Annotated in this window: 18 protein-coding genes; 7 read left to right on the top strand and 11 right to left on the bottom strand. The window is 65.6% G+C overall.

All coding sequences use genetic code 11. The features are described 5' to 3' along the window. Positions 1 to 51 precede the first annotated feature (51 nt). Positions 52 to 1,563, top strand: coding sequence for a YifB family Mg chelatase-like AAA ATPase (locus KJP29_RS06300; RefSeq protein WP_218462709.1), 1,512 nt, complete (start codon positions 52 to 54; stop codon positions 1,561 to 1,563). Here the strand turns inward: KJP29_RS06300 and KJP29_RS06295 are convergent. From KJP29_RS06295 to rsmI, 4 genes are read right to left on the bottom strand one after another with little or no spacing between them, the layout of a single operon-like run. Then, on the bottom strand, positions 1,544 to 2,461 hold the full coding sequence (locus KJP29_RS06295; protein WP_218462708.1) for an alpha/beta hydrolase: 918 nt from the start codon (positions 2,459 to 2,461) through the stop codon (positions 1,544 to 1,546). The genes KJP29_RS06300 and KJP29_RS06295 overlap by 20 nt on opposite strands. Next, complete coding sequence (gene gshB / locus KJP29_RS06290; protein WP_218462707.1) at positions 2,458 to 3,405, bottom strand: glutathione synthase; 948 nt, start codon at positions 3,403 to 3,405, stop codon at positions 2,458 to 2,460. Before gshB ends, KJP29_RS06295 begins: the two co-directional genes overlap by 4 nt. A 59-nt stretch (positions 3,406 to 3,464) precedes the next feature. Next, entirely contained in the window at positions 3,465 to 3,815 is a 351-nt protein-coding gene (locus tag KJP29_RS06285) for a YraN family protein (protein ID WP_218462706.1), read from the bottom strand. Continuing rightward, a complete protein-coding gene (gene rsmI, locus KJP29_RS06280) occupies positions 3,812 to 4,669 on the bottom strand; it encodes a 16S rRNA (cytidine(1402)-2'-O)-methyltransferase (RefSeq protein WP_218462705.1) in 858 nt (285 codons plus the stop codon). Before rsmI ends, KJP29_RS06285 begins: the two co-directional genes overlap by 4 nt. Positions 4,670 to 4,780: 111 nt before the next feature. On the opposite strand from rsmI, the gene KJP29_RS06275 reads away from it, so the two are divergent. The 3 genes from KJP29_RS06275 to murJ are packed head-to-tail and all read left to right on the top strand — an operon-like array spanning position 4,781 to position 10,291. Next, positions 4,781 to 5,965, top strand: a complete 1,185-nt coding sequence (locus KJP29_RS06275; protein ID WP_218462704.1) for a penicillin-binding protein activator — start codon at positions 4,781 to 4,783, stop codon at positions 5,963 to 5,965. Continuing rightward, positions 5,946 to 8,735, top strand: coding sequence for a [protein-PII] uridylyltransferase (locus KJP29_RS06270; protein WP_218462703.1), 2,790 nt, complete (start codon positions 5,946 to 5,948; stop codon positions 8,733 to 8,735). Before KJP29_RS06275 ends, KJP29_RS06270 begins: the two co-directional genes overlap by 20 nt. After that, entirely contained in the window at positions 8,735 to 10,291 is a 1,557-nt protein-coding gene (gene murJ, locus KJP29_RS06265) for a murein biosynthesis integral membrane protein MurJ (RefSeq protein WP_218462702.1), read from the top strand. The genes KJP29_RS06270 and murJ overlap by 1 nt, the downstream gene beginning before the upstream one ends. Before the next feature lie 12 nt (positions 10,292 to 10,303). Here murJ and KJP29_RS06260 read toward each other — a convergent pair whose 3' ends face one another. Beyond that, entirely contained in the window at positions 10,304 to 10,996 is a 693-nt protein-coding gene (locus tag KJP29_RS06260) for a rhomboid family intramembrane serine protease (RefSeq protein ID WP_218462701.1), read from the bottom strand. 93 nt (positions 10,997 to 11,089) lie between these two features. Here KJP29_RS06260 and trpS point away from each other — a divergent pair, with 93 nt between their 5' ends. After that, positions 11,090 to 12,109 carry a tryptophan--tRNA ligase gene (trpS, locus tag KJP29_RS06255; RefSeq protein ID WP_218462700.1) on the top strand — a complete coding sequence of 340 codons (1,020 nt, stop codon included), beginning with the start codon at positions 11,090 to 11,092 and terminating at the stop codon, positions 12,107 to 12,109. Between the two features lie 144 nt (positions 12,110 to 12,253). Here the strand turns inward: trpS and gltX are convergent, their stop codons facing one another. Further along, complete coding sequence (gene gltX / locus KJP29_RS06250; protein ID WP_218462699.1) at positions 12,254 to 13,579, bottom strand: glutamate--tRNA ligase; 1,326 nt, start codon at positions 13,577 to 13,579, stop codon at positions 12,254 to 12,256. 284 nt (positions 13,580 to 13,863) lie between these two features. Between gltX and KJP29_RS06245 the strand changes: the two genes are divergently transcribed. Next, positions 13,864 to 14,223 carry a metallopeptidase family protein gene (locus tag KJP29_RS06245; RefSeq protein WP_255553488.1) on the top strand — a complete coding sequence of 120 codons (360 nt, stop codon included), beginning with the start codon at positions 13,864 to 13,866 and terminating at the stop codon, positions 14,221 to 14,223. A 21-nt stretch (positions 14,224 to 14,244) separates the two neighbouring features. On the opposite strand, the gene KJP29_RS06240 is transcribed toward KJP29_RS06245, so the two are convergent. Next, positions 14,245 to 14,673, bottom strand: coding sequence for a DUF1801 domain-containing protein (locus KJP29_RS06240; RefSeq protein WP_218462697.1), 429 nt, complete (start codon positions 14,671 to 14,673; stop codon positions 14,245 to 14,247). A gap of 98 nt (positions 14,674 to 14,771) precedes the next feature. Between KJP29_RS06240 and KJP29_RS06235 the strand changes: the two genes are divergently transcribed. Next, positions 14,772 to 15,722 (top strand): MBL fold metallo-hydrolase, encoded by a 951-nt coding sequence (locus KJP29_RS06235; protein ID WP_255553459.1) that lies wholly within the window; start codon positions 14,772 to 14,774, stop codon positions 15,720 to 15,722. Between the two features lie 17 nt (positions 15,723 to 15,739). Here KJP29_RS06235 and trpA read toward each other — a convergent pair whose 3' ends face one another. From trpA to KJP29_RS06215, 4 genes are all read right to left on the bottom strand, one after another. Next, the gene (trpA, locus tag KJP29_RS06230) at positions 15,740 to 16,531 is read right to left on the bottom strand and encodes a tryptophan synthase subunit alpha (protein WP_218462696.1); all 792 of its coding nucleotides are present in this window, start codon (positions 16,529 to 16,531) and stop codon (positions 15,740 to 15,742) included. A 277-nt stretch (positions 16,532 to 16,808) separates the two neighbouring features. Continuing rightward, positions 16,809 to 17,504, bottom strand: a complete 696-nt coding sequence (locus tag KJP29_RS06225) for a dienelactone hydrolase family protein (protein WP_218462695.1) — start codon at positions 17,502 to 17,504, stop codon at positions 16,809 to 16,811. Between the two features lie 55 nt (positions 17,505 to 17,559). Beyond that, positions 17,560 to 18,981: a UdgX family uracil-DNA binding protein gene (locus KJP29_RS06220; protein ID WP_218462694.1), complete on the bottom strand. Its 1,422-nt coding sequence runs from the start codon at positions 18,979 to 18,981 to the stop codon at positions 17,560 to 17,562. Continuing rightward, entirely contained in the window at positions 18,981 to 20,213 is a 1,233-nt protein-coding gene (locus tag KJP29_RS06215) for a putative DNA modification/repair radical SAM protein (protein ID WP_218462693.1), read from the bottom strand. Before KJP29_RS06215 ends, KJP29_RS06220 begins: the two co-directional genes overlap by 1 nt. Between the last annotated feature and the right edge of the window lie 52 nt (positions 20,214 to 20,265).

Raw genomic sequence — 20,265 nt, 5'->3', positions numbered from 1 at the left:
CCTTTCGCTAACCATGCGCGCGCTAGGGTGCCGTCACCAATGGAGGGCGGCATGGTCGCGCGGGCTTATACGGTGGCGTTCGAAGGCGTCGACGCGCGGCAGGTCGAGGTGCAATGCGCCCTCTCCCCCGGCGTGCCCGCCTTTTCCATCGTCGGCCTGCCCGACAAGGCGGTGAGCGAGGCGCGCGACCGGGTGCGTGCGGCGCTGGCGTCGATGGCCATCGCGCTGCCTGCCAAGAAGATCACCGTGAACCTCTCGCCCGCCGACCTGCCCAAGGAAGGATCGCATTTCGACCTGCCCATCGCGCTCGCCCTTCTGGCGGCCATCGGAATCATTCCAGAGGAGGCAGTGGAGGGCGCCGTCGCGCTCGGGGAACTATCGCTCGACGGAACGCTCGTGCCGGTGATCGGCGCGCTTCCAGCCGCGATGTCGGCGGCCGACGACGACCGGGCGCTGGTCTGCCCGCGTGCTTGCGGGGCGGAAGCCGCCTGGGTCGGGGCCGCACGTGTGCTTGCCGCGTCGTCGCTCACCGCGGTGATCCAGCATTTCAACGGCCAGTCACCCCTTGCGCCCGCCGACCCCGGCGAGGTGCGCGAAGACGTGTCGGGCCGCGACTTCGCAGATGTGAAGGGGCAGGAACGCGCCAAGCGCGCGCTCGAAATCGCGGCGGCAGGGCGGCACCATGTGCTCATGATCGGGGCACCAGGGTCGGGCAAGTCGATGCTGGCGGCCCGTCTGCCCACGATCCTGCCGCCGCTGTCGCCGGCGGAAGCGCTCGAAACCTCGATGATCCAGTCGCTCGCCGGGCTGATTGACGAGGGCGGTATTTCCCGTAGCCGGCCGTTTCGCGATCCGCATCACACGGCCTCCATGGCCTCGATCGTCGGGGGCGGGCGCGGGGCGAAGCCGGGCGAGGTATCGCTGGCCCACAACGGGGTGCTGTTCCTTGACGAGTTGCCGGAGTTCGCGCGCCCGGTGCTGGAAACCCTGCGCCAGCCGGTCGAAACCGGCGAGGTCGTTGTGGCCCGGGCCAACGCCCATGTCCGATATCCCTGCCGCTTCATGCTGGTAGCGGCGGCGAACCCCTGTCGCTGCGGGCATCTGGCCGATGCCAACCGGGCCTGCGGGCGGGCGCCGGGCTGCGGCGAGGAGTATCTGGGCCGGATCTCGGGACCGCTCATCGACCGCTTCGATCTGCGCATCAATGTGCCGCCGGTCGATTTCATGGACCTGGCCGAGGCGCCGGTTGGCGAATCCTCGGCAGTGATCGCGGCGCGCGTCGCCGCCGCGCGGGCGGTGCAGACCGCGCGGTTCGAGGGCAGCCCGGGACTGCGGGTGAATGCGGATGCGGAGGGCCGGCTGCTCGAAGACATCGCGACCCCGGACGCGGAAGGTCAGGCGATGCTCGTCCGGGCCGCCGAACGCTTCGGGTTAAGCGCGCGGGGGTATCACCGGGTGCTGCGGGTCGCACGCACCATTGCCGACCTCGAAGGTGCGGATCGCGTGCAACGTCCACATGTCGCCGAGGCGCTGTCCTACCGGCTCAATGGATATTCAGCCTGAGCCGGGCGAAATCGGCCACGCCGCGCAGCGCGTCGCGCGCCTCGGGCAGCCAGCCGTCGAAGATCTGGAACACATGGGGCGCATCGGGCCAGACCTGTTCGGTTACCTCACCTCCGGACGCCCGCAGCTTGGCCCCGAGCCGCACGCAATCGTCACAGAGGATTTCCGTTTCGGCATATTGGAGGAGGATCGGCGGCGGGTCGGGGAAGTCGGCGTTGAGCGGGCTCGCCTCCGGCCCCGCCGGATCTGCACCGGCCAGATACCACCGCGCGACATCCGGACCACGTCGGGCGGGCAGAAGCGAATCGCGGGCGAGGTTCGTCGTCATGGTGCCGCCCGAGAAGGTGAAATCGGTGATCGGCGACAACGCGAAGAGCCCGGCGGGAGGCGTGCCGCGGGCGAGGAGGCGAGACAGGAGCACGAGCGCGATGTTGCCGCCCGCGCTGTCGCCGCCCAGAAGGATGTGCTCCGGCGCATAGCCGCGCGCGAGAAGCGCATCCCAGGCGGCGAGGCAATCCTCTATGGCGGCGGGAAAAGGATGCTCCGGTGCGATCCGGTAGTCCGGCGCGACGACCTCGACCCCCGCGAGCCAGGCGATGCGGGCGAGCATGGCGCGGTGGGTCTCGGGGCTGCCCGCGATGAAGCCGCCGCCATGGATATAGAGGATCACCCGGTCTGCCGGCACCGGCCGCGATCCGGGTCTGGCGGAAATAATTAGCCCCCTGAGCCCCGGAGCCAGCGCGGTCTCGCGGTAGAGGGCGAAAGGGGGTGCACGGAACCAGCGTTTCGAACCGCGTTCGATCAGGCGACGGTTCGCCTCGGGATCGACCGCATGGGCGAGATAGGGCTTCACCGTGAACCGCAGCACGGTGGACATGAGAGAGAGGCGGAGGCTCACCGCTTGCCCTCGATCGCCTCCCAGATCTTCGCGGCCACGTTGATCCCCTCGAAGCGTTCCAGTTCCTGAATGCCGGTGGGAGAGGTCACGTTGATCTCGGTCAGGTAGTCACCGATGACGTCGATGCCGACGAAGATCTGGCCCTTTTCACGCAGGAGCGGCCCGATCGCGGCGCAGATCTCGCGGTCCCGGTCGGTCAGCGCGACCTTCTCGGGACGTCCGCCCACATGCATGTTGGATCGCGTCTCGCCCTCGGCCGGCACCCGGTTGATCGCGCCGACGGGTTCGCCATCGACGAGGATCACGCGCTTGTCGCCCTTGGTGACGGCGGGGAGGTATTTCTGCGCGATAAGCGGCTCGCGCGACATGCCGGTGAAGAGCTCGTGCAGCGAGGACAGGTTGCGATCGTTTCCGTCGAGCCGGAACACCCCGGCGCCCCCGTTGCCGTAGAGCGGCTTCAGAATGATGTCGCCATGTTCGGCCTTGAAGTCCTTCAGCGCCGCGAGCGACCGCGCGATCATGGTCGGCGGCGTGAGGTCAGGGAAGGACAGGACGAGGAGTTTCTCGGGGTAGTTGCGCACCCAGAAGGGGTCGTTCACGACGAGCGTCGTCTCCGCGAGAAGGTCGAGGAGATGGGTCGTCGTGATATAGCCCATGTCGAAGGGCGGGTCCTGGCGGAGCCAGACCACGTCGTAGGTGGACAGATCCACGACCTGCCGTTCGCCCAGCGTGAAATGATTGCCTTCCTCGCGCCGGACCGTCAGTGGCCAGCCCTCGGCAAGCACCCGGCCTTCGCGGAACATCAGGTTATCAGGCGTATAGTAGAAAAGCTCATGCCCACGCGCCTGCGCCTCTTCCGAAATGCGAAAGGTCGAATCCGCGTTGATGTTGATCCCGTCGATGGGGTCCATCTGGATCGCGACCCGAAGGCTTTTGGCGGCCATGTGTTTTTCTCCGTTCGTTGCCCCTTACATGGCGCAGCCGACCCGAGAGGGCAATGGTGTCACAGCGTGATGTTTTCGACCGTTTGCATGCGTCCCGCGCCGTCGACCATGGCGAGGTCGAAGCGCATGCCCGCACCCATGCCGCCGGGGATACCCGCGAGAAATTCGGTGGCCGTCCGGCAGATCCGTCCGAGTTGTGCCGCCGACAGTCGTTCGGCGGCGCGCGCGAAGCTGCGAGATTTCTTGACTTCGACGAAGACGAAATCATCGCGGTCGCGCAGCACGATGTCGATTTCGCCGCCCGAGCCGCGCCAGCGCCGCGCGACAACGCCATAGCCGCGCCTTTCATAGTCCCGGGCCACCGAGTCTTCGGCCGCCGCGCCCGCCAGATATCCGACACGCCCCGTCATTTCGCTTTCTCCAGTTCCAACGCCGCCTGATAAACCTTGCGGCGCGGCAGGCCATAGGCTTCGGCCACCGTCGCTGCCGCATCCTTCAGGCTCATGTCCGCCATCGCCCGTCGCAAGGCATCCTCCATCGTTTCATCCGCCACCGTCACGTCGCCCTTGCCGATCACCAGAACGACCTCGCCCTTGAGGTCGCGGTCTTCGAGTTGGTCGCGCAGGTCCCGGACCGTGCCGTGCAGCACCTCTTCGAATCTCTTCGTCAATTCCCGGCACAGCGCTATTCTACGGTCCTCAGCGCCAAGCTCGCACAGAGAAGTCAAAGTTTCCCTAACGCGCCTCGGGCTTTCGTAGATCACCAGCGTCGCCTCGACCGGCAAGAGTTCCGCCAACCACGCGCGCCGGGCCCCGGCGGAGGACGGCGCAAAGCCTGCAAAGAGGAACCGGTCGGTGGGAAGGCCTGACAGCGACAGCGCGACAGGGATCGCGCTCGCCCCCGGCGCGGTGGTGACCAAATGGCCGGCGCGCGCCGCCTCCCGGGCCAGGGCAAAGCCCGGATCGGCGATCATCGGAGTGCCGGCCTCGCTCACATAGGCGACAGAGCGTCCCTCGCCGAGCAATTTCACGATCCCGGCGCGCCCATGGTCGCCGGAATGATCGTGGTAGGGGATCATCGGACGGCCGCCGACCGTGATCCCGTGGATATCCATGAGCTTGCGGGCAGTGCGCGTGTCCTCGGCCGCGATCACATCGGCGCTGGCGAGAATGTCGAGCGCGCGCAGGGTAATGTCGCGTGCATTGCCAATCGGGGTCGCGACAAGATAGAGACCGGGGGCAAGCGCAGAGGGCTCGGGTTTCAAGGGTGGACCTGCCTTTCTGGCCGTCTATGATGCCCGGATGGGCGAGCCTGAGTCTTTGCCCCGCCCTTTCGCGGCATAAGCCTTGGAAAAAGCACGAGAAGGATGTCGATCATGTTCGCCGTTTTGAGACAGGCCCGCAAGCTCTGGACGCTCTTTGTGATGCTTTTCGCGGCCCTGTCGCTCGCGGCCTGCGGCGCAGGATTCCCGACGGCAGGTGGCGGCGGACCGCGAATCGACACGTCGGAACCGGTCCCGGTCGCGCTTCTCGTGCCGGGTGGATCGGCGAACGCGACCGATACAGCGCTGGCGCAATCGCTGGAAAACGCCGCGCGGCTGGCCATGGCCGAGCTTGACGGGGTGCAGATCGACCTGCGGGTCTACAATACCGCCGGGCAGGCCGCGCAGGCTTCGGCGCAGGCGCAGACCGCCGTGGCCGAGGGCGCCAAGGTCATTCTCGGGCCCGTCTACGCCCAGAGCGCCGCCGCCGCCGGGGTCGCCGCAGCGGCCAATGGGGTGAACGTGCTCGCCTTCTCGAACAACCCCGAGGTCGCGGGCGGCAACGTCTTCATCCTTGGCAACACCTTCCAGAACACCGCCAACCGGATGGTGCAGTTCGCGGCCAGCCAGGACAAAGGCAACATCCTCGTCCTTTACGGCAACAGCCCGGCGGAAACCTTCGGACGCGACGCCATCGTTCAGGCCATCGCCAATACCAACGGCGCATCGCAGGCCGGGGCCGTGGGCTTCGAGCTGTCCCAGAACGGCATCATCCAGTCGATGCCGCAGATTTCCTCGACCGTGCGGTCCTCGGGCGCGAACAACATCATGTTCACGTCGGGCACCGATGGCGCGCTCCCCTTCCTTGCGGGGCTGCTGCCCGAGAACGGCGTGAATCCCTCGGCCGTCCAGTTCATGGGTCTGCAGCGCTGGGACATTCCGGCCAATGCGCTGACCCTGCCCGGGCTTCAGAACGGCTGGTTCGCCATTCCCGACCCGACGCTCTCGACCCAGTTCAACGCGCGCTACGAAGCTGCATATGGCACGCCGCCGCATCCGATCGCGGGCCTTGCCTATGACGGGATCGCGGCCATCGGTGCGCTGGTGAAGGCGGGCAAGGCCGATGCGCTGACCGGCGCCGCACTGACCCAATCGCAAGGTTTTGCCGGGGTGAACGGGGTGTTCAGGCTGCTGGCCGACGGGACCAACGAACGCGGGCTCGCTATCGCGCAGATCCAGAACCAGCAGGTCGTCGTGATCGACGCGGCCCCGAAGAGCTTTGGCGGCTTTGGTTTCTGAAGTCCTCGAAACGTCGTCCGAAGTTCCTGACGGGCTGATCGCCCCTGCCCTGCGCATTTTCGACCGCGCCGCGGTGGAGGCGGAAATCGCCGCGGCCGCTGGAGAGACCCGGGACCCCGCCGAAATCCGCAAGGCGACGGTCGAGGTCCTGCGCCGGGTCCAGAAGGACAGCCGCGACATCATCGAGGCGGCTTTTGTCGCTGATCCGCGCGCGGCGCGCGAAGCGGTGCAGAGCTATGCGTGGCTGACTGACTGCCTCGTCCAGACGGTATTCCGGACGGCTACCACCCGCCTGCACCCGACCCGCAACCCGACCGCCTCCGAGCGGCTTTCGGTGCTGGCTGTCGGCGGCTACGGACGCTTCGAGATGGCGCCCTTCTCGGACGTCGACCTGCTGTTCCTGACCCCCTACAAGATCACCGCTTGGGCCGAGAGCGTCATCGAGTCGATGCTTTACATGTTCTGGGACCTGCACATGAAGGTGGGGCATTCGTCCCGCACGGTGAAGGACTGTCTCCGGCTCGGCAAAGAGGATTTTACGATCCGCACCGCCATGCTGGAAGTGCGCTTCGTGGACGGTGACGCGCCACTGGCGCAGGAGCTTTTCTCCAAGCTCTGGGGCGAACTCTTCAAGGGCACGGCGAACGAGTTCATCGAAGCCAAGCTCGAGGAACGGGCCGAGCGGCACCGCAAGCAGGGCGGCCAGCGCTACATGGTCGAACCCAACGTGAAAGAGGGCAAGGGCGGGCTTCGCGATCTCCAGACACTGATCTGGGTCGCAAAATACCTGCACCGCGTCACCCGCGCGCGGGAGCTGATCTCGGTCGGGATGTTCACGCCCGAGGAATATGCGACCTTCGCGGAGGCCAACAATTATCTCTGGGCGATCCGCTGTCACCTGCACCTGATCGCGGGCCGGGCGGCGGATCAGCTCACCTTCGACATGCAGGTCGCCGTGGCCGAGCGCATGCGCTACGTCGACCGGGGCGGTCGGCGGGCGGTCGAGCACTTCATGCAGGACTATTTCCGCCACGCCACGCAGGTGGGCGAGATCACGCGGATCTTCCTGACCGACCTCGAAGAGGAACACATCAAGAAGGAGCCCAAGCTCGTCGGGTTTCTCAAGCGGCGCAAGAAACTGCGCGCCGGATGGAAGCTTGTGAACGGGCGGCTCCATTTCACGGACGAGAAGAGCTTTCTCGCCGACAAGCTCAACTTCCTGCGCATCTTCGAGGAGGGGCTGCGCACGGGATACCTGATCCATCCCGATGCCATGCGCGTCGTGACGGCGAATATCGACCTGATCGATGACGATCTGCGGTCCAACAAGGAAGCCGGCGCGATCTTCCTCGACCTGCTTCTCAAGCACGGCAACCCGGAACGCGCGCTCCGGCGGATGAACGAGCTAGGCGTGCTGGCGGCTTTCATCCCTGAATTCGAGCCCATCGTCGCGATGATGCAGTTCAATATGTATCACAGCTTCACGGTGGACGAGCACACGATCCAATGCATCTCGGCCTTGGCCGAGATCGAGCGCGGCGAACGGATCGAGGAGCTTCCCTATGCGAGCCGGATCCTGAAGGCCGGGGTTAATCGCAAGGTGCTCTACGTCGCGCTCCTGTGCCACGACATCGGCAAGGGACGGGAAGAGGACCATTCTGTCCTGGGCGCCCGGATCGCGCGGCCGGTGGCGACGCGGCTGGGACTGACCAAGACCGAGGTCGAAACCGTCGAATGGCTCGTGCGCTATCACCTGCTCATGTCCGATGTCGCGCAGAAACGCGACCTTGCCGATCCGCGCACGATCAAGGGCTTCGCCAAGGCCGTGTCGTCAAAGAAGCGGCTCGACCTCCTGCTCGTGCTGACCGTCTGCGACATCCGTGGCGTGGGCCCGAACACCTGGAACAACTGGAAAGCCGCGCTTCTGCGCGATCTTTATTCCCAGACCGCGACCGCTCTCGACGAAGGGATCGAGGCGCTGTCCACGGGCGCCCGCGCGGAAGTCGCCAAGAAGGCGCTTCGCGAGCGGCTGGGGGATTGGGACCGCAAGGTCCTGCGCACGGAAACGGCGCGGCATTACGACACCTATTGGCAGGGCCTCGGAACGGCCGAGCACGCGGTCTTTGCCGGGCTTCTGCGCGACATCGGGCCCGACGACATCCGTATCGACCTGACACAGGACCCGGACCGGGACGCGACGCGGGCGGCCTTCGTGCTGGCCGACCATCCCGGGATTTTCTCGCGGCTCGCGGGCGCGCTGGCGCTGGTCGGCGCGAACGTTGTCGATGCGCGGACCTATACCTCGAAAGACGGCTTCGCCACGGCGGTCTTCTGGGTGCAGGACCATGACGGGCATCCCTTCGAGGACACGCGCCTGCAACGGCTGACCGACATGATCCACAAGACGCTGTCGGGCAAGGTCATCGCGCGGGAGGCGATGAAGGACCGCGACAAGCTCAAGAAACGGGAAAAGGCCTTCAAGGTCCCGACCAACATCAGTTTCGACAACGATGCCTCCGACATCTACTCGCTGATCGAGGTCGACACCCGCGACCGTCCCGGGCTGCTCTATGACCTGACCCGCACGCTCGCCGACAACCACGTCTATATTGCGAGCGCGGTCATCGCGACCTATGGAGAGCAGGTCGTGGACACCTTCTATGTGAAGGACATGTTCGGGCTGAAGCTCTACTCCGAGGCGAAACAGAAGGCGCTCGAGAAGAAACTGCGCGAGGCAATCGTGCAGGGCGCCGAAAGGGCAGACAGGTAATGGCGCAAATCCGTCTGGTGCGCGGCTTTCTCACGGTCGGGGGCTGGACGGCGCTGTCCCGCATCCTTGGTTTCGTGCGCGATGTGGCCATCGCGAGCGTGATGGGCGCCGGTCCCATCGCCGAGGCGTTCTTCGTCGCCTTCTCGCTTCCCAACATGTTCCGCCGCTTCTTCGCCGAGGGCGCGTTCAACATGGCCTTCGTACCGATGTTCGCGAAAAAGGTCGAAAGCGGCGAAGGCGCCGAGACCTTTGCCCGCGATGCGCTGACCGGGCTCGCCATAATCCTGCTCGCGCTGACGGTTCTGGCGCATGTCTTCATGCCCGGACTGGTGCTTGCCATGGCGGCGGGCTTCGCGGGGGACGAACGCTTCGACCTCGCGGTGACCTACGGACGGATCGCCTTTCCCTATATCTTCTTCATCTCGCTCTCGGCTCTCCTGTCGGGCGTCCTTAACGCGACCGGGCGCTTCGGCGCCGCGGCTTTCGCGCCGGTGCTCCTCAACATCATCTTCATCGGCGCGGTGCTCGTGTCGATCTTCTTCGGCACCGACGTGGGGCTCACGCAAAGCTGGGCGATCCCGCTGTCCGGCGTCGCGCAGCTTGCCTTCGTCTGGTGGGCGGCGGCGCGGGCGGGATACAACCTCTGGCCCCGTCGCATCCGGATGACGCCCGAGTTGAGGCGCCTCGCCATCATCGCGGCGCCTGCGATGCTCGCCCAAGGGGTGGTGCAGATCAACCTGCTGGTCGGGCGGCAGGTGTCGTCGTTCTTCGACGGCGCGATCGCCTGGCTATCCTATGCCGACCGGCTCTATCAGCTCCCGCTGGGCGTCGTTGGCATCGCCATAGGCGTCGTGCTCCTGCCCGACCTGTCACGCAGGCTGCGGTCGGGCGACGAAGGCGGATCGCGCTGGTCGCTGTCGCGGGCGGGCGAGTTCGCGCTGATGCTCACCGTCCCGTCCGCGGTGGCGCTGGTGGTGATCCCGCTGCCCCTCGTGCAGGTCCTGTTCCAACGTGGCGCCTTCACCGCCGACGACGCGGCGAATACCGCGATCGCGGTCGCGGTCTACGGGCTCGGTCTGCCGGCCTTCGTGCTTCAGAAGGTACTTCAGCCGATCTATTTCGCGCGAGAGAACACGCGCACGCCCTTCTACTTCGCGCTCTTTTCGCTGGTCGTGAACGCAGGTCTCGCCATCGGGCTTGCCCCGGTTATCGGCTTCATCGCGGCGGCTTTCGGCACCACCTTCGCCGGCTGGGCGATGACCCTCGCGCTCTGGGTGGGCACGCATCGCATGGGCGAGACGACCCGCTTCGACGCCCGGTTCTGGCGGCGCATGTGGGGTATCCTCGCGGCCAGCCTGATCATGGGGGCCGAGCTTTGGGGCGCGACCATCGTGCTCGGGCCGATGCTGGGCACCGGGGGTATCGATGTGATCGGGCTTGTCCTGCTGATCGCCTCGGGTGTCGTGACCTACTTCGCCGCGGGTCATGTGCTGGGCGCGGTCAAGCTGTCGGACATCAAGAAGATGATGAAACGCGACGGGACCGCCAAAGGGTAAAGGCGTGCCGGGTCAGCCCCGCGCCCGTGCCCGTTCCAGGATCCGGCCCCAGGCGCCCGGATACATCACCGAAGCGATGCCGAAGCCCGAAACGAAGCCCGTCACCTCGGCCACCCAGTTCTTGCCGGCACCGAAGAAGATGCCGAAGAGGAACTGAACGGCGAGAAGCACCGCGATGAGCGCGAAGGCCTGATACCGCGGCCCGCCGCTTTCGCCCAGACGTGCCCAGAGGATGAGCGTGAAGGCCCCGACAAGGCCATAGGCACCGGTGAATCCCCCGAAGAGCGGCACCCGCGTGTCCCAGACCACGCCATACATGATCGCTCCCAGGATCGACGCGCCGAAGAAAATCGCGAGGATCGAGACCTGGCCGATGCGTTCACCCACCATCTTGCCCAGGGCGAGCAGGAACACGATGACGAAGACAGCCTGCGTGAAGGACCCCTGCAGGAAGGGATAGGTGAAGAAGCGCATGAGATACTTGGCCTTCACCGTCCCATGCTCGATCATCCACTGAAAGAGCGGCTCGTAGAAGGCAAAGGTCTCCATCCCCGTGATGCGCCAGCCGAGCCCAGCGTCGCCGCCGACGAGACCGTTTTCTGCCGCGAGAAAGACAAGCTCCACCACGGCAACGATGCCCGCGAGCAGGATCACCACGGGGGGCAGCGGGTTCACGGGGCGGGTGTGGTCGGGCTGGAACGTCATGGTTTCCGGGGGCCTTCCTTGACGGGGGTTTCCCGCCTAGTTAATCGAGCCTGACGAGATATTCCAGCCAGTCTACAGAATGGAGCCACGACCATGGCCGACACCGCCTTCGCACCGCGCGTCTTCTCCGGGATCAAGCCGTCGGGCGGCCTGACCCTTGGCAATTACCTCGGCGCGATCAAGCGGTGGGTCGAGATGCAGGAGGATCCGACCTACGAGACGATCTATTGCGTCGTCGACATGCACGCCGTCACCGTCTGGCAGGACCCGGCGGACCTGCGCCGCGCGACGCGCGAAGTGGCCGCGTCGATGATCGCGAGCGGCATCGACCCGGAACGTTCGATCCTCTTCAATCAGGCCCGCGTGCCCGCACATACCGAGCTTGGCTGGCTCTTCTCCTGCGTGGCGCGCGTGGGCTGGATGAACCGTATGACCCAGTTCAAGGACAAGGCCGGGAAGAACGCCGAAAAGGTCTCGCTCGGGCTTTATGCCTATCCTGCGCTGATGGCGGCGGACATCCTGCTTTATCACGCGACCCATGTGCCCGTGGGCGAGGACCAGAAACAGCACGTGGAACTGACCCGCGACATCGCGGCGAAGTTCAACCATGACTACGGCGTCGACTTCTTCCCGATCACCGAGCCGGTGACCGAAGGCCCCGCGATGCGCGTGATGAACCTGCGTGACGGGTCCAAGAAGATGTCGAAGTCGGGCGAGAGCGACATGGAACGCATCAACATGCTCGACGACGCCGATACCATCGCGAAGAAGTTCAAGAAGGCGAAGACCGATCCCGAGCCGCTGTCGTCGGATCTGGCCGGGCTGGCCGGACGGCCCGAGGCGCGCAACCTCGTGGATATCTATGCGGGGCTCGCGGACATATCGGCCGAGGCGGTGATGGCGGAATACGGCGGGTCCGGCTGGGGGGTGTTCAAGCCGGCGCTCGCGGATCTCGCGGTGGCAAAGCTCGCCCCGGTGTCGGACGAAATGCGCCGACTGCTGGATGCGCCCGAAGAGCTGGATGCGATCATGGCGCGCGGGGCGGAACGGGCCGACGAGATCGCCCAGCCGATCCTTGCCCGGACCTATGACATCATGGGCTTCGTGCGCTGAGGGATTGCGCTTTCTGCTTCGCAGAAAGCGCGGGAAGGCGCCTCGCTGCGCTCGGCGCGGCCTGTGGCGCGATTGGTTGAAAAGTGAAAACGCCGCGCCATTTGTGAGCGCGGCGTTTCGCGTATTTGTTGGAAAGATGAAAGGTCAGGCCCTTGCCGGGACCTTCTGCAAGAGCGGCATGAGGGCCGACATGTCGGGGCCGTGGTCCATTCCGGTAAGAGCCTTGCGGAGCGGCATGAAGAGCCCCTTGCCTTTGCGACCGGTCGCCTCTCTCACGGCGGCGGTGAAGGTCGACCAGCTCTCCGCACTGTAGGGCGGCGGCGGCAGGAGCTCCATCGCGGTCGCGATCATATCGCGGTCCTCATCGGCAATCATCGGCGTCGCGCCATCACGGCAGAGGGTCCACCAGCCGTCGAGATCACCCATCGTCTGGATGTTCTCGCGCGTGACCGTCCAGAAGTCTTCGGCGATGTCGTCCGGCACACCGAGCGCGCGGATATGATCCGCAACCGCCGCATAGGGACGGGCGGCGAGGATATGGGCGGTGAGCGGATAGAGGTCCTGCTCGTCGAACTTGGTCGGCGCGGCGCCGAAGGTCGAAAGGTCGAAACCCTCGACGATCTCGTCAAGGGAGCCACGCAGTTCCACCGGTTGCGACGAGCCGAGCCGGGCCATGAGGCTCAGGAGCGCCATGGGTTCGACGCCCGCCGCGCGCAGGTCGCGCAGGGACAGGGTGCCAAGGCGTTTGGACAGCGCCTCGCCCTGCGGGCCGGTGAGGAGCGAGTGGTGGGCAAAGCCCGGAACGGTGCCTCCCAATGCCTCGATGATCTGGATCTGGGTCGCGGTGTTGGTCACATGGTCGGACCCGCGCACGATGTTGGTGACGCCGAAGTCGATGTCGTCCACGACCGAGGCGAGGGTATAGAGGAACTGCCCGTCCGCGCGGATGAGGACGGGGTCCGACACGCTCGCCGCGTCGATGGAAATCTCGCCCAGGATGCCGTCCTGCCAGACAATCCGCTCGTGATCGAGCTTGAACCGCCAGACGCCGTCGCCCCGCTCGGCCCGAAGCTTGGCACGGTCGTCATCCGACAGCGCGAGCGCGGCACGGTCGTAGACCGGGGGCTTGCCCATGTTGAGTTGTTTCTTGCGCTTGAGGTCCAGTTCCGTGGGTGTCTCGAAGGCCTCATAGAACCGGCCCTTGTCGCGCAACTCCTGAGCGGCCTCCTGATATCGTTCCAGCCGGTCCGACTGCCGCTCCATCCGGTCCCAGGTCAGGCCCAGCCATTCGAGGTCTTCCTGGATGGCGTCGGCATATTCCTGCTTCGACCGCTCCGGATCGGTGTCGTCGAGCCGCAGGATGAAGGTGCCGCCAGCCTTGCGCGCGATGAGATAGTTCATCAGCGCGGTGCGCAGGTTACCGACATGGATGAAGCCCGTGGGGGAGGGCGCGAAACGGGTGGTCGTCATGATACTCTCCTTGACCCGCTGCGTTTTTCACATGAGGCCGGATTTGTCCATGTGTTTGACGAGGGACACGGGGCGCGCGCGCACGGGCAGACGCGCGGAAGAACCATCATCCCCTGCCCTTCCCCTCTGCGCGCCAGGCACCTATCTCATCGGGCAGGGTCGATGGCCATTCAGCCGCCCCGCAAGCTACAGGACGACGTATGACCGCCGATACCGCCCGACAGGACGCCGCCGATACCGACAGCAGCGAGGACCTCTTGCCGCCCACATGCGACGCCATCGAGATGATCGCGCGTGACACGGTGGAGGCACTGCCGGAGGCCTTTCGCGCCGCGGCGCGGGCGGTCGCGCTTCGGGTCGAGGAGTTTCCGGATGACGGGATGCTCGACGATCTGGACCTTGCCGACGGGTTCGAGCTGACCGGGCTTTATGACGGCATCCCGTTGACCCAGAAATCGGTGATGCATCAGCCGGAGGGGCCGGACGTGATCTGGCTGTTCCGGCGCCCGATCCTCGATGAATGGGCCGAGCGAAGCGACGTCGGCTTCCGCGCGCTGGTGGCGCATATCATGGTGCATGAACTCGCGCATCATTTCGGCTGGTCGGACGACGATATCGCGACCATCGACCGCTGGTGGGAGTGACCAGGGGCCTGACGGACGGGATCAGGACGGCTGAACCGGATAGATCTTGCCCAGATCGTCGAGCCCGCGCCGCACGAGGCGGGCGAGAACGTCCTGATCCACATCGGCGAGCTTGTTGAGATAGAGGCAGGACTTGCCCAGCTTATGCTTGCCCAGATCGGCAAGGAGCGCGCCGTAATCCTGATAGCCGGGCATAATGTAGAGGACGAGGTTGGCCTTGCGCGGGCTGAAGCCGGTGGCGAGGAAATCGCCCTCCCTCCCGCTGCCATAGCGATAGTGATAGCTTCCGTAGCCGACGATCGACGGGCCCCAGAGGACGGGCGACCAGCCGGTCACCTTGCGAAACAGCGCGTCCAGTCGTCTTGCATCCTCTTGGCGCCGGTCGGGTTGGACCGCGTCGAGGAACGCGTCCACGCTGTCGCTGGTCGGCTGGGTCTTATTCTCGGCCATGGCGTAACCTCACGTTTTCGTGATCGCGGGAACGCGCAACGCGTCCGGGCGTCCTCATCCTAGACGGACTTTATTCGACAGACAAACGAAGGGACGCCATGGCGCGCCGCACACTCCCCTTGAAGACCCCCATGCTGTCACGGCGTGGCCTGATCGCCGGTGCCGGCGCCCTGCCCCTTGCTGCCGCGGCGGTCGCGCGTCCGGCCCGTGCCGGGGCCGACCTGATGGGACCCGGGATGACCCGGTTCAACCGGTTCACGCTCGGGGAGTTCGAGGTGACGAACCTCCTCACCAACATGGCGACGCAGGACAATCCGCAGGAGATCTTCGGGCTCGACGTGCCGGAAGCCGATTTCAAGGCCGCCGCGAAAGCGCGGCATCTGCCCGACACGGTGGCCAAGACCTTCTTCACGCCAACGCTGGTCAACACCGGCAAGGAACTCGTCCTTTTCGACACGGGCGAGGAGCCGATACAGATCATCCGTGCGCTCGAACAGGCGGGATATTTCGTCGAGGACGTGGACCGCGTGATCCTGACCCACATGCATTCGGACCATATCAGCGGCCTCTCCGACGAGGCGGGCCCGACCTTTCCCAACGCTCGCTATGTGACCGGCAGTCTCGAGTGGGATGCCTGGGACGATACGGGCGACGACGCCTTCGACACCTTCATGATGCCATTGGCCGACCTGACGACCTTCGCTGCGGACGGGCAGGAGGTGACCACAGGCATCACGGCGGTCGAGGCATTCGGCCATACGATGGGTCATATGGCCTATATGGTGGAAAGCGCAGGCAAGGCCCTGTTCATCGGGGGTGATTTCGTGCTGCACCACGTCTGGTCCCTGGAGCACCCGGACTGGCCCGTCATCTTCGACGAAGACAAGGAGGCCGCCGCCCAGACGCGCAAGCGGCTCCTCGACATGCTCGCGACTGACGGGATCCCTTTCGTGGGATATCACATGCCCTGGCCGGGGCTGGGATTTGTCGAGAAGGACAAGGACGGCGGGTTCCGCTACGTGCCCGCGACCTATCAGTTGCTGGTCTAGGGGGGCAGGGCAGGCGCTTACGCCCGGTGCGCACCTGCGGCCAGTCCTTCCACGAAGGCGAGGATATCCGCGACCGGCTCGCCCTTGCCGATGAGGTCCACGATCGCGGAGCCGACCACCGTCCCATCGGCAACACCCGCAATCTCTTGCGCGGTCTCAGGGGTCCGCACGCCGAAGCCCACGATCACCGGAAGGTCGGTCGCCGCCTTGATGCGCTTGACTTCGGGGGCGACATCCGCGGCCTGTGCTGCGGCGGCCCCGGTGATGCCAGTGATCGAAACGTAGTAAACGAAGCCCGACGTGTTGGTCAGGACCTTCGGCAGGCGCCGGTCATCGGTCGTGGGCGTGGCGAGCCGGATGAAGTTGAGCCCGGCCTCCTGCGCGGGGATGCAGAGCTCCTCGTCCTCCTCGGGTGGCAGGTCCACGACGATGAGCCCGTCGACGCCGGCAGCCTTCGCATCCTCGAGGAACTGCGCCACGCCGCGGTTGTAGATCGGGTTGTAATATCCCATGAGCACGATCGGCGTCGTGTCGTTCTCCTTGCGGAACTCGGCCGCCATATCGAGCGTCTTCTGAAGTGTCTGCCCCCCTTCGAGCGCGCGCTGGCCAGCGAGCTGGATCGTGGGCCCGTCCGCCATTGGATCGGTGAAGGGCACGCCCAGTTCGATGATGTCGACACCCGCGCCGGGCATCCCTTTCATCACCTGAAGGCTCGTCTCGACATCGGGATCGCCCGCCATGAGATAGGCCACGAACGCCTTCTTCCCGTCGGCTTTCAGCTTGGCGAAGGTGTCGTCGATGCGAGTCATGGAAGTCCCCTTTGTGCGTCCCGCCGTGATTGCTTGAACGGGCGGGGAAAATCAACCGACATCGCGGCTTTCATCTTTCCAAGTTACTCACGTGCGACCGCTCCCTGCGCCCGTAAGCCCGGGGATCAAGCGCTGGTCGCACCACGGGCCGACCGAGCGCAGCGAGGCCCCCCGCGACGCGCCGAAGGCGCGGCGCAGGCCTTATTGACAGGGGATGCGCCGAAGGCGCGGCGCAAACCCTCCTTGACCGGGGACACGCCGAAGGGCCCCCATTCTCTCAGCCGAAGGTGTCCTCCAGGAACCCGATCAGTGCCCGCCATGACCGCCGGTCCGCCGCATCGGTGTAGTTGTCGGAGGCCGGATTGGTGAAGCCGTGCCCGGTGTGACCCAGCGCCAGAAGCTGCCAGTCCGCGCAATGCGCGTCCAGTTCCTCGCCCAGGGCAACGACCGCTTCCGGTCTGGCCAGCGCGTCCGCCCAGCCATGAAGGGCCAGCACGGATGCCTTCATCGGTTCGGTATCGAAGTTCGGGCGATCGAAGATCCCGTGGATCGGCACCACGCCGGCCAAATCGGCGCCCGAGCGCGCGAGATCCAGAACCGCCTTGCCCCCGAAACAATACCCCATGGCGACCACCTTTTTCGCCTCGACCTCGTCCCGCGCCTTGAAGAGCGCAAGCGCCGCCCGCATCCGGTCGCGAAGCTGTGTGCGGTCGGCCTCCACCTCGTCCTTCCAGCGTCGTGCTTCGGCGGGATCCGTGGAATGGCGACCGGCGCCGTAGTAATCGACCACGAGCGCCGCGTAGCCCATCTCGACCAGCGCCTTTGCCCGGTCCCGCTCGAAATCGCTCATGCCCCAGAAGGCGGGTGCCACGATCACGCCGGGGCGGGCACCGGACAGCGCGTCGTCCCAGAAAAGTTCGCAGACAAACCCTGCGCCCTCGACCTCGTAAGTCAGCTTTTCGGTCCGGATCATCTTCATCTCCCTCGTTTCGCACGAAAAGACCCCGGCCTGCGGCGCTTGTCCAGCCTCAGTCCGTCAGGGACCGGAGCCGCTCAAGATCGGCCCGGAAACGGTCGCGCTCTTCCTCCTGCCGCACCCGGTCGGGAATGCGCAGGATGAAGCTCGGGTGCACCGTGACAAAGAGCGGCGTGCCGTCGCCCAGCGCCTCGACCCCGCCGCGCCGCTTCAGAATATCCCGGCGCGACCCCGTCAGGCTCTCGAGCGCGGTGCCACCCATGGCGACGATCAGCTCCGGCTGCACCCTTTCGCGCTCGAGACCGAGCCACCATTTGCAATGTTCGATCTCGTCGCGATTGGGATTCTGATGAAGCCGCCGCTTGCCACGCGGGACAAATTTGAAATGTTTCACCGCGTTGGTGACATAGACCTTGTCGCGGTCGATCCCGGCTCCCTCCAGCGTCTCGTCGAAAAGCTGCCCGGCCGGACCCACGAAGGGCCGGCCCGTGAGGTCCTCCCGGTCCCCCGGCTGCTCGCCCACGAACATGAGCCGCGCGTCGAGCGGCCCTTCACCCGGCACCGCTTGAGTCGCGTTTTCCCACAGCGGACAGCGTCGGCATCCCGCGAGCGCCACCTCGAAGGCGTCCTGGCCCGCCTCACGCAGGGCCTGAGCTTGTCTGACCGCCTCCCCGACTCGGGCGGCACGCGCCGGGGCTATGGTCGGCATCGCCTCGGCCATGGCGCGGGCGCGGGCGGGGGCGGTGGTGATCAGTTCAGGGATGAGCCCGGCCTCGGGCATGTTCTTCCAGTATTTCTTCGGCATCTCCGACTGCATCGCCTTGGGCATGAGCCGCGACGGGTTGAAGATGTTGCGGAAATAGGTGCGCCAGAGATCCTCGGTCGCATCCTCCGGAAAGGGCGGTTTCGCGGCACATTCGGCAAAGTTCAGGGTGCCGTCGAAATGCACCGAGAGGTCAGGTGTGAAAATCGACCAATCCATGTCGCCGAAGCGCTTGGCGAAAAAGGGCGCGGTCGGTTCGACGATGAAGTGCGTCGGTTCGAACCAGGCGGCGAACTGGCGGCGCGGCGCAGCCGGATCGCCGGTTTCTCGAAATCGGACGAAGGCGGTCATCTTGTGCTTGTCGCGCCCGACCTCCTTGGCCATGGCGTTCAGCTTTGCGACCAGCGGATCGCCCCGGTCGCCGATCAGACGCTTCTCGCACTGAACGCGCCATAACAACGTATAGAGCCGTGCGAAGCGTTCAGGGTCGCGGTGCCAGACTGCCTGACGAGCGAGTTGCAGGAACTCACGGGGCACGGTCACGGTGCCTTCGGCGTCGGGAAGCGGGCTATCCCTGGCAAAAAGGTCCGGGGCGACTTCGCCCATGGACCAGGAGACCTCTTCTGGCGTCACGCGAGCCAGAAGCAGGGCGCGCGCCGCATCCCGCCATGCCTCGAAGGTGCCGACAGGGGGCAAGGGCTGGTGGCGCATCAGATGAGCCGCAGTTGCTCGGGCGGCGGCGCGAACCGCGCGCGCAGGTCGGCGCTGTCGGCAAGTGTCCGGGGCGACCAACCCGGGAGTGAGATGAAGGGCCGGGCGTGTTTCAGGTTCGCGCCCATCCGGACGAGGTCCTCGTAACGCAGGGTGCGATGGCGCCGCACGGCGACGATCCGGGTCACGGTCTTGGTTCCGAAGCCCGGCACCCTGAGCAGCATGTCCTTGTCCGCCCGGTTCACCTCGACCGGGAACAGATGTCGTTGCCCCAACGCCCAGGCGAGCTTCGGATCGACGTCGAGGGCGAGGTTCCCGTCGCCCTGCCCTGCCGTGATCTCGCCCGCCTCGAAGCCATAGAACCGCATGAGCCAGTCGGCCTGATACAGACGGTGTTCGCGCTGAAGCGGCGGTTGGACGAGAGGGAGGTGGGCGCTCGCGTCCGGGATCGGGGAGAAGGCAGAATAGTAGACGCGCTTGAGGTCATAGCTCGCATAAAGCCGGGTGGAGGCCTTCAAGATCGTCGCATCGTTCGCCCCGTCGGCCCCGACGATCATCTGCGTCGATTGCCCGGCCGGCGCAAAGCGGGGCGGACGTTTGCCAGTGGCGGTCTTGTCCTGTGACGCCTCTTTCAGCACACGCACATCGGCCATTGCACGCCGGATACGGTCGGGGTTTTTTTCGGGCGCGAGATCGCGAACGGCGGTATCTGTCGGGAGCTCCACGTTGATCGACAGCCGGTCGGCATGGCGCCCCGCCTCCTCGATCAAACGCGGGTCCGCGTCGGGGATGGTCTTGAGGTGGATATAGCCCCGAAAATGATGGTCCTGCCGTAGCATCCGCGCGATGCGCACCATGTCGGCCATCGTGTCATCGGGCGACCGGATGATCCCGGAGGACAGGAACAAGCCCTCGATATAGTTCCGCCGATAGAACTCGAGCGTGAGATGCACGACTTCCTCGGGGCTGAAGCGCGCACGCTCCACGTTCGAAGACACCCGGTTCACGCAATAGGCACAATCATAGATGCAGAAGTTGGTCATCAGGATCTTGAGCAGGCTGATGCAGCGCCCGTCCGGCGCATAGGCATGGCAGATGCCTGACCCGGTGACCGACCCGATCCCCTTGCCATCGCTGGAATCCCGGCGTGACCCGCCGCTTGACGCGCAGGAGGCGTCATATTTCGCCGCATCCGAGAGAATCGCGAGTTTCTGGTCCAGTGTCCGCGCCATGCGTTCACTTTATGTTCTCATCCAGCCAACGACAAGAGACTCCAGCACTCAT

The sequence above is a fragment of the Maritimibacter sp. DP1N21-5 genome (genome assembly GCF_019218295.1).
GTDB lineage: Bacteria > Pseudomonadota > Alphaproteobacteria > Rhodobacterales > Rhodobacteraceae > Maritimibacter.
The sequence above is the reverse complement of the archived record's forward strand: the minus strand, read 5'-3'. Positions and strand labels throughout refer to the sequence as shown.

Excerpts from the sequence above, each read along its gene's own strand:
- KJP29_RS06300 (WP_218462709.1), top strand. The coding sequence starts at position 52 with ATGGTCGCGCGGGCTTATACGGTGGCGTTCGAAGGCGTCGACGCGCGG.
- gshB (WP_218462707.1), bottom strand. The coding sequence starts at position 3,405 with ATGGCCGCCAAAAGCCTTCGGGTCGCGATCCAGATGGACCCCATCGAC.
- KJP29_RS06285 (WP_218462706.1), bottom strand. The coding sequence starts at position 3,815 with ATGACGGGGCGTGTCGGATATCTGGCGGGCGCGGCGGCCGAAGACTCG.
- KJP29_RS06275 (WP_218462704.1), top strand. The coding sequence starts at position 4,781 with ATGTTCGCCGTTTTGAGACAGGCCCGCAAGCTCTGGACGCTCTTTGTG.
- murJ (WP_218462702.1), top strand. The coding sequence starts at position 8,735 with ATGGCGCAAATCCGTCTGGTGCGCGGCTTTCTCACGGTCGGGGGCTGG.
- KJP29_RS06260 (WP_218462701.1), bottom strand. The coding sequence starts at position 10,996 with ATGACGTTCCAGCCCGACCACACCCGCCCCGTGAACCCGCTGCCCCCC.
- trpS (WP_218462700.1), top strand. The coding sequence starts at position 11,090 with ATGGCCGACACCGCCTTCGCACCGCGCGTCTTCTCCGGGATCAAGCCG.
- gltX (WP_218462699.1), bottom strand. The coding sequence starts at position 13,579 with ATGACGACCACCCGTTTCGCGCCCTCCCCCACGGGCTTCATCCATGTC.
- KJP29_RS06245 (WP_255553488.1), top strand. The coding sequence starts at position 13,864 with ATGATCGCGCGTGACACGGTGGAGGCACTGCCGGAGGCCTTTCGCGCC.
- KJP29_RS06240 (WP_218462697.1), bottom strand. The coding sequence starts at position 14,673 with ATGGCCGAGAATAAGACCCAGCCGACCAGCGACAGCGTGGACGCGTTC.
- KJP29_RS06235 (WP_255553459.1), top strand. The coding sequence starts at position 14,772 with ATGGCGCGCCGCACACTCCCCTTGAAGACCCCCATGCTGTCACGGCGT.
- trpA (WP_218462696.1), bottom strand. The coding sequence starts at position 16,531 with ATGACTCGCATCGACGACACCTTCGCCAAGCTGAAAGCCGACGGGAAG.
- KJP29_RS06225 (WP_218462695.1), bottom strand. The coding sequence starts at position 17,504 with ATGATCCGGACCGAAAAGCTGACTTACGAGGTCGAGGGCGCAGGGTTT.
- KJP29_RS06220 (WP_218462694.1), bottom strand. The coding sequence starts at position 18,981 with ATGCGCCACCAGCCCTTGCCCCCTGTCGGCACCTTCGAGGCATGGCGG.
- KJP29_RS06215 (WP_218462693.1), bottom strand. The coding sequence starts at position 20,213 with ATGGCGCGGACACTGGACCAGAAACTCGCGATTCTCTCGGATGCGGCG.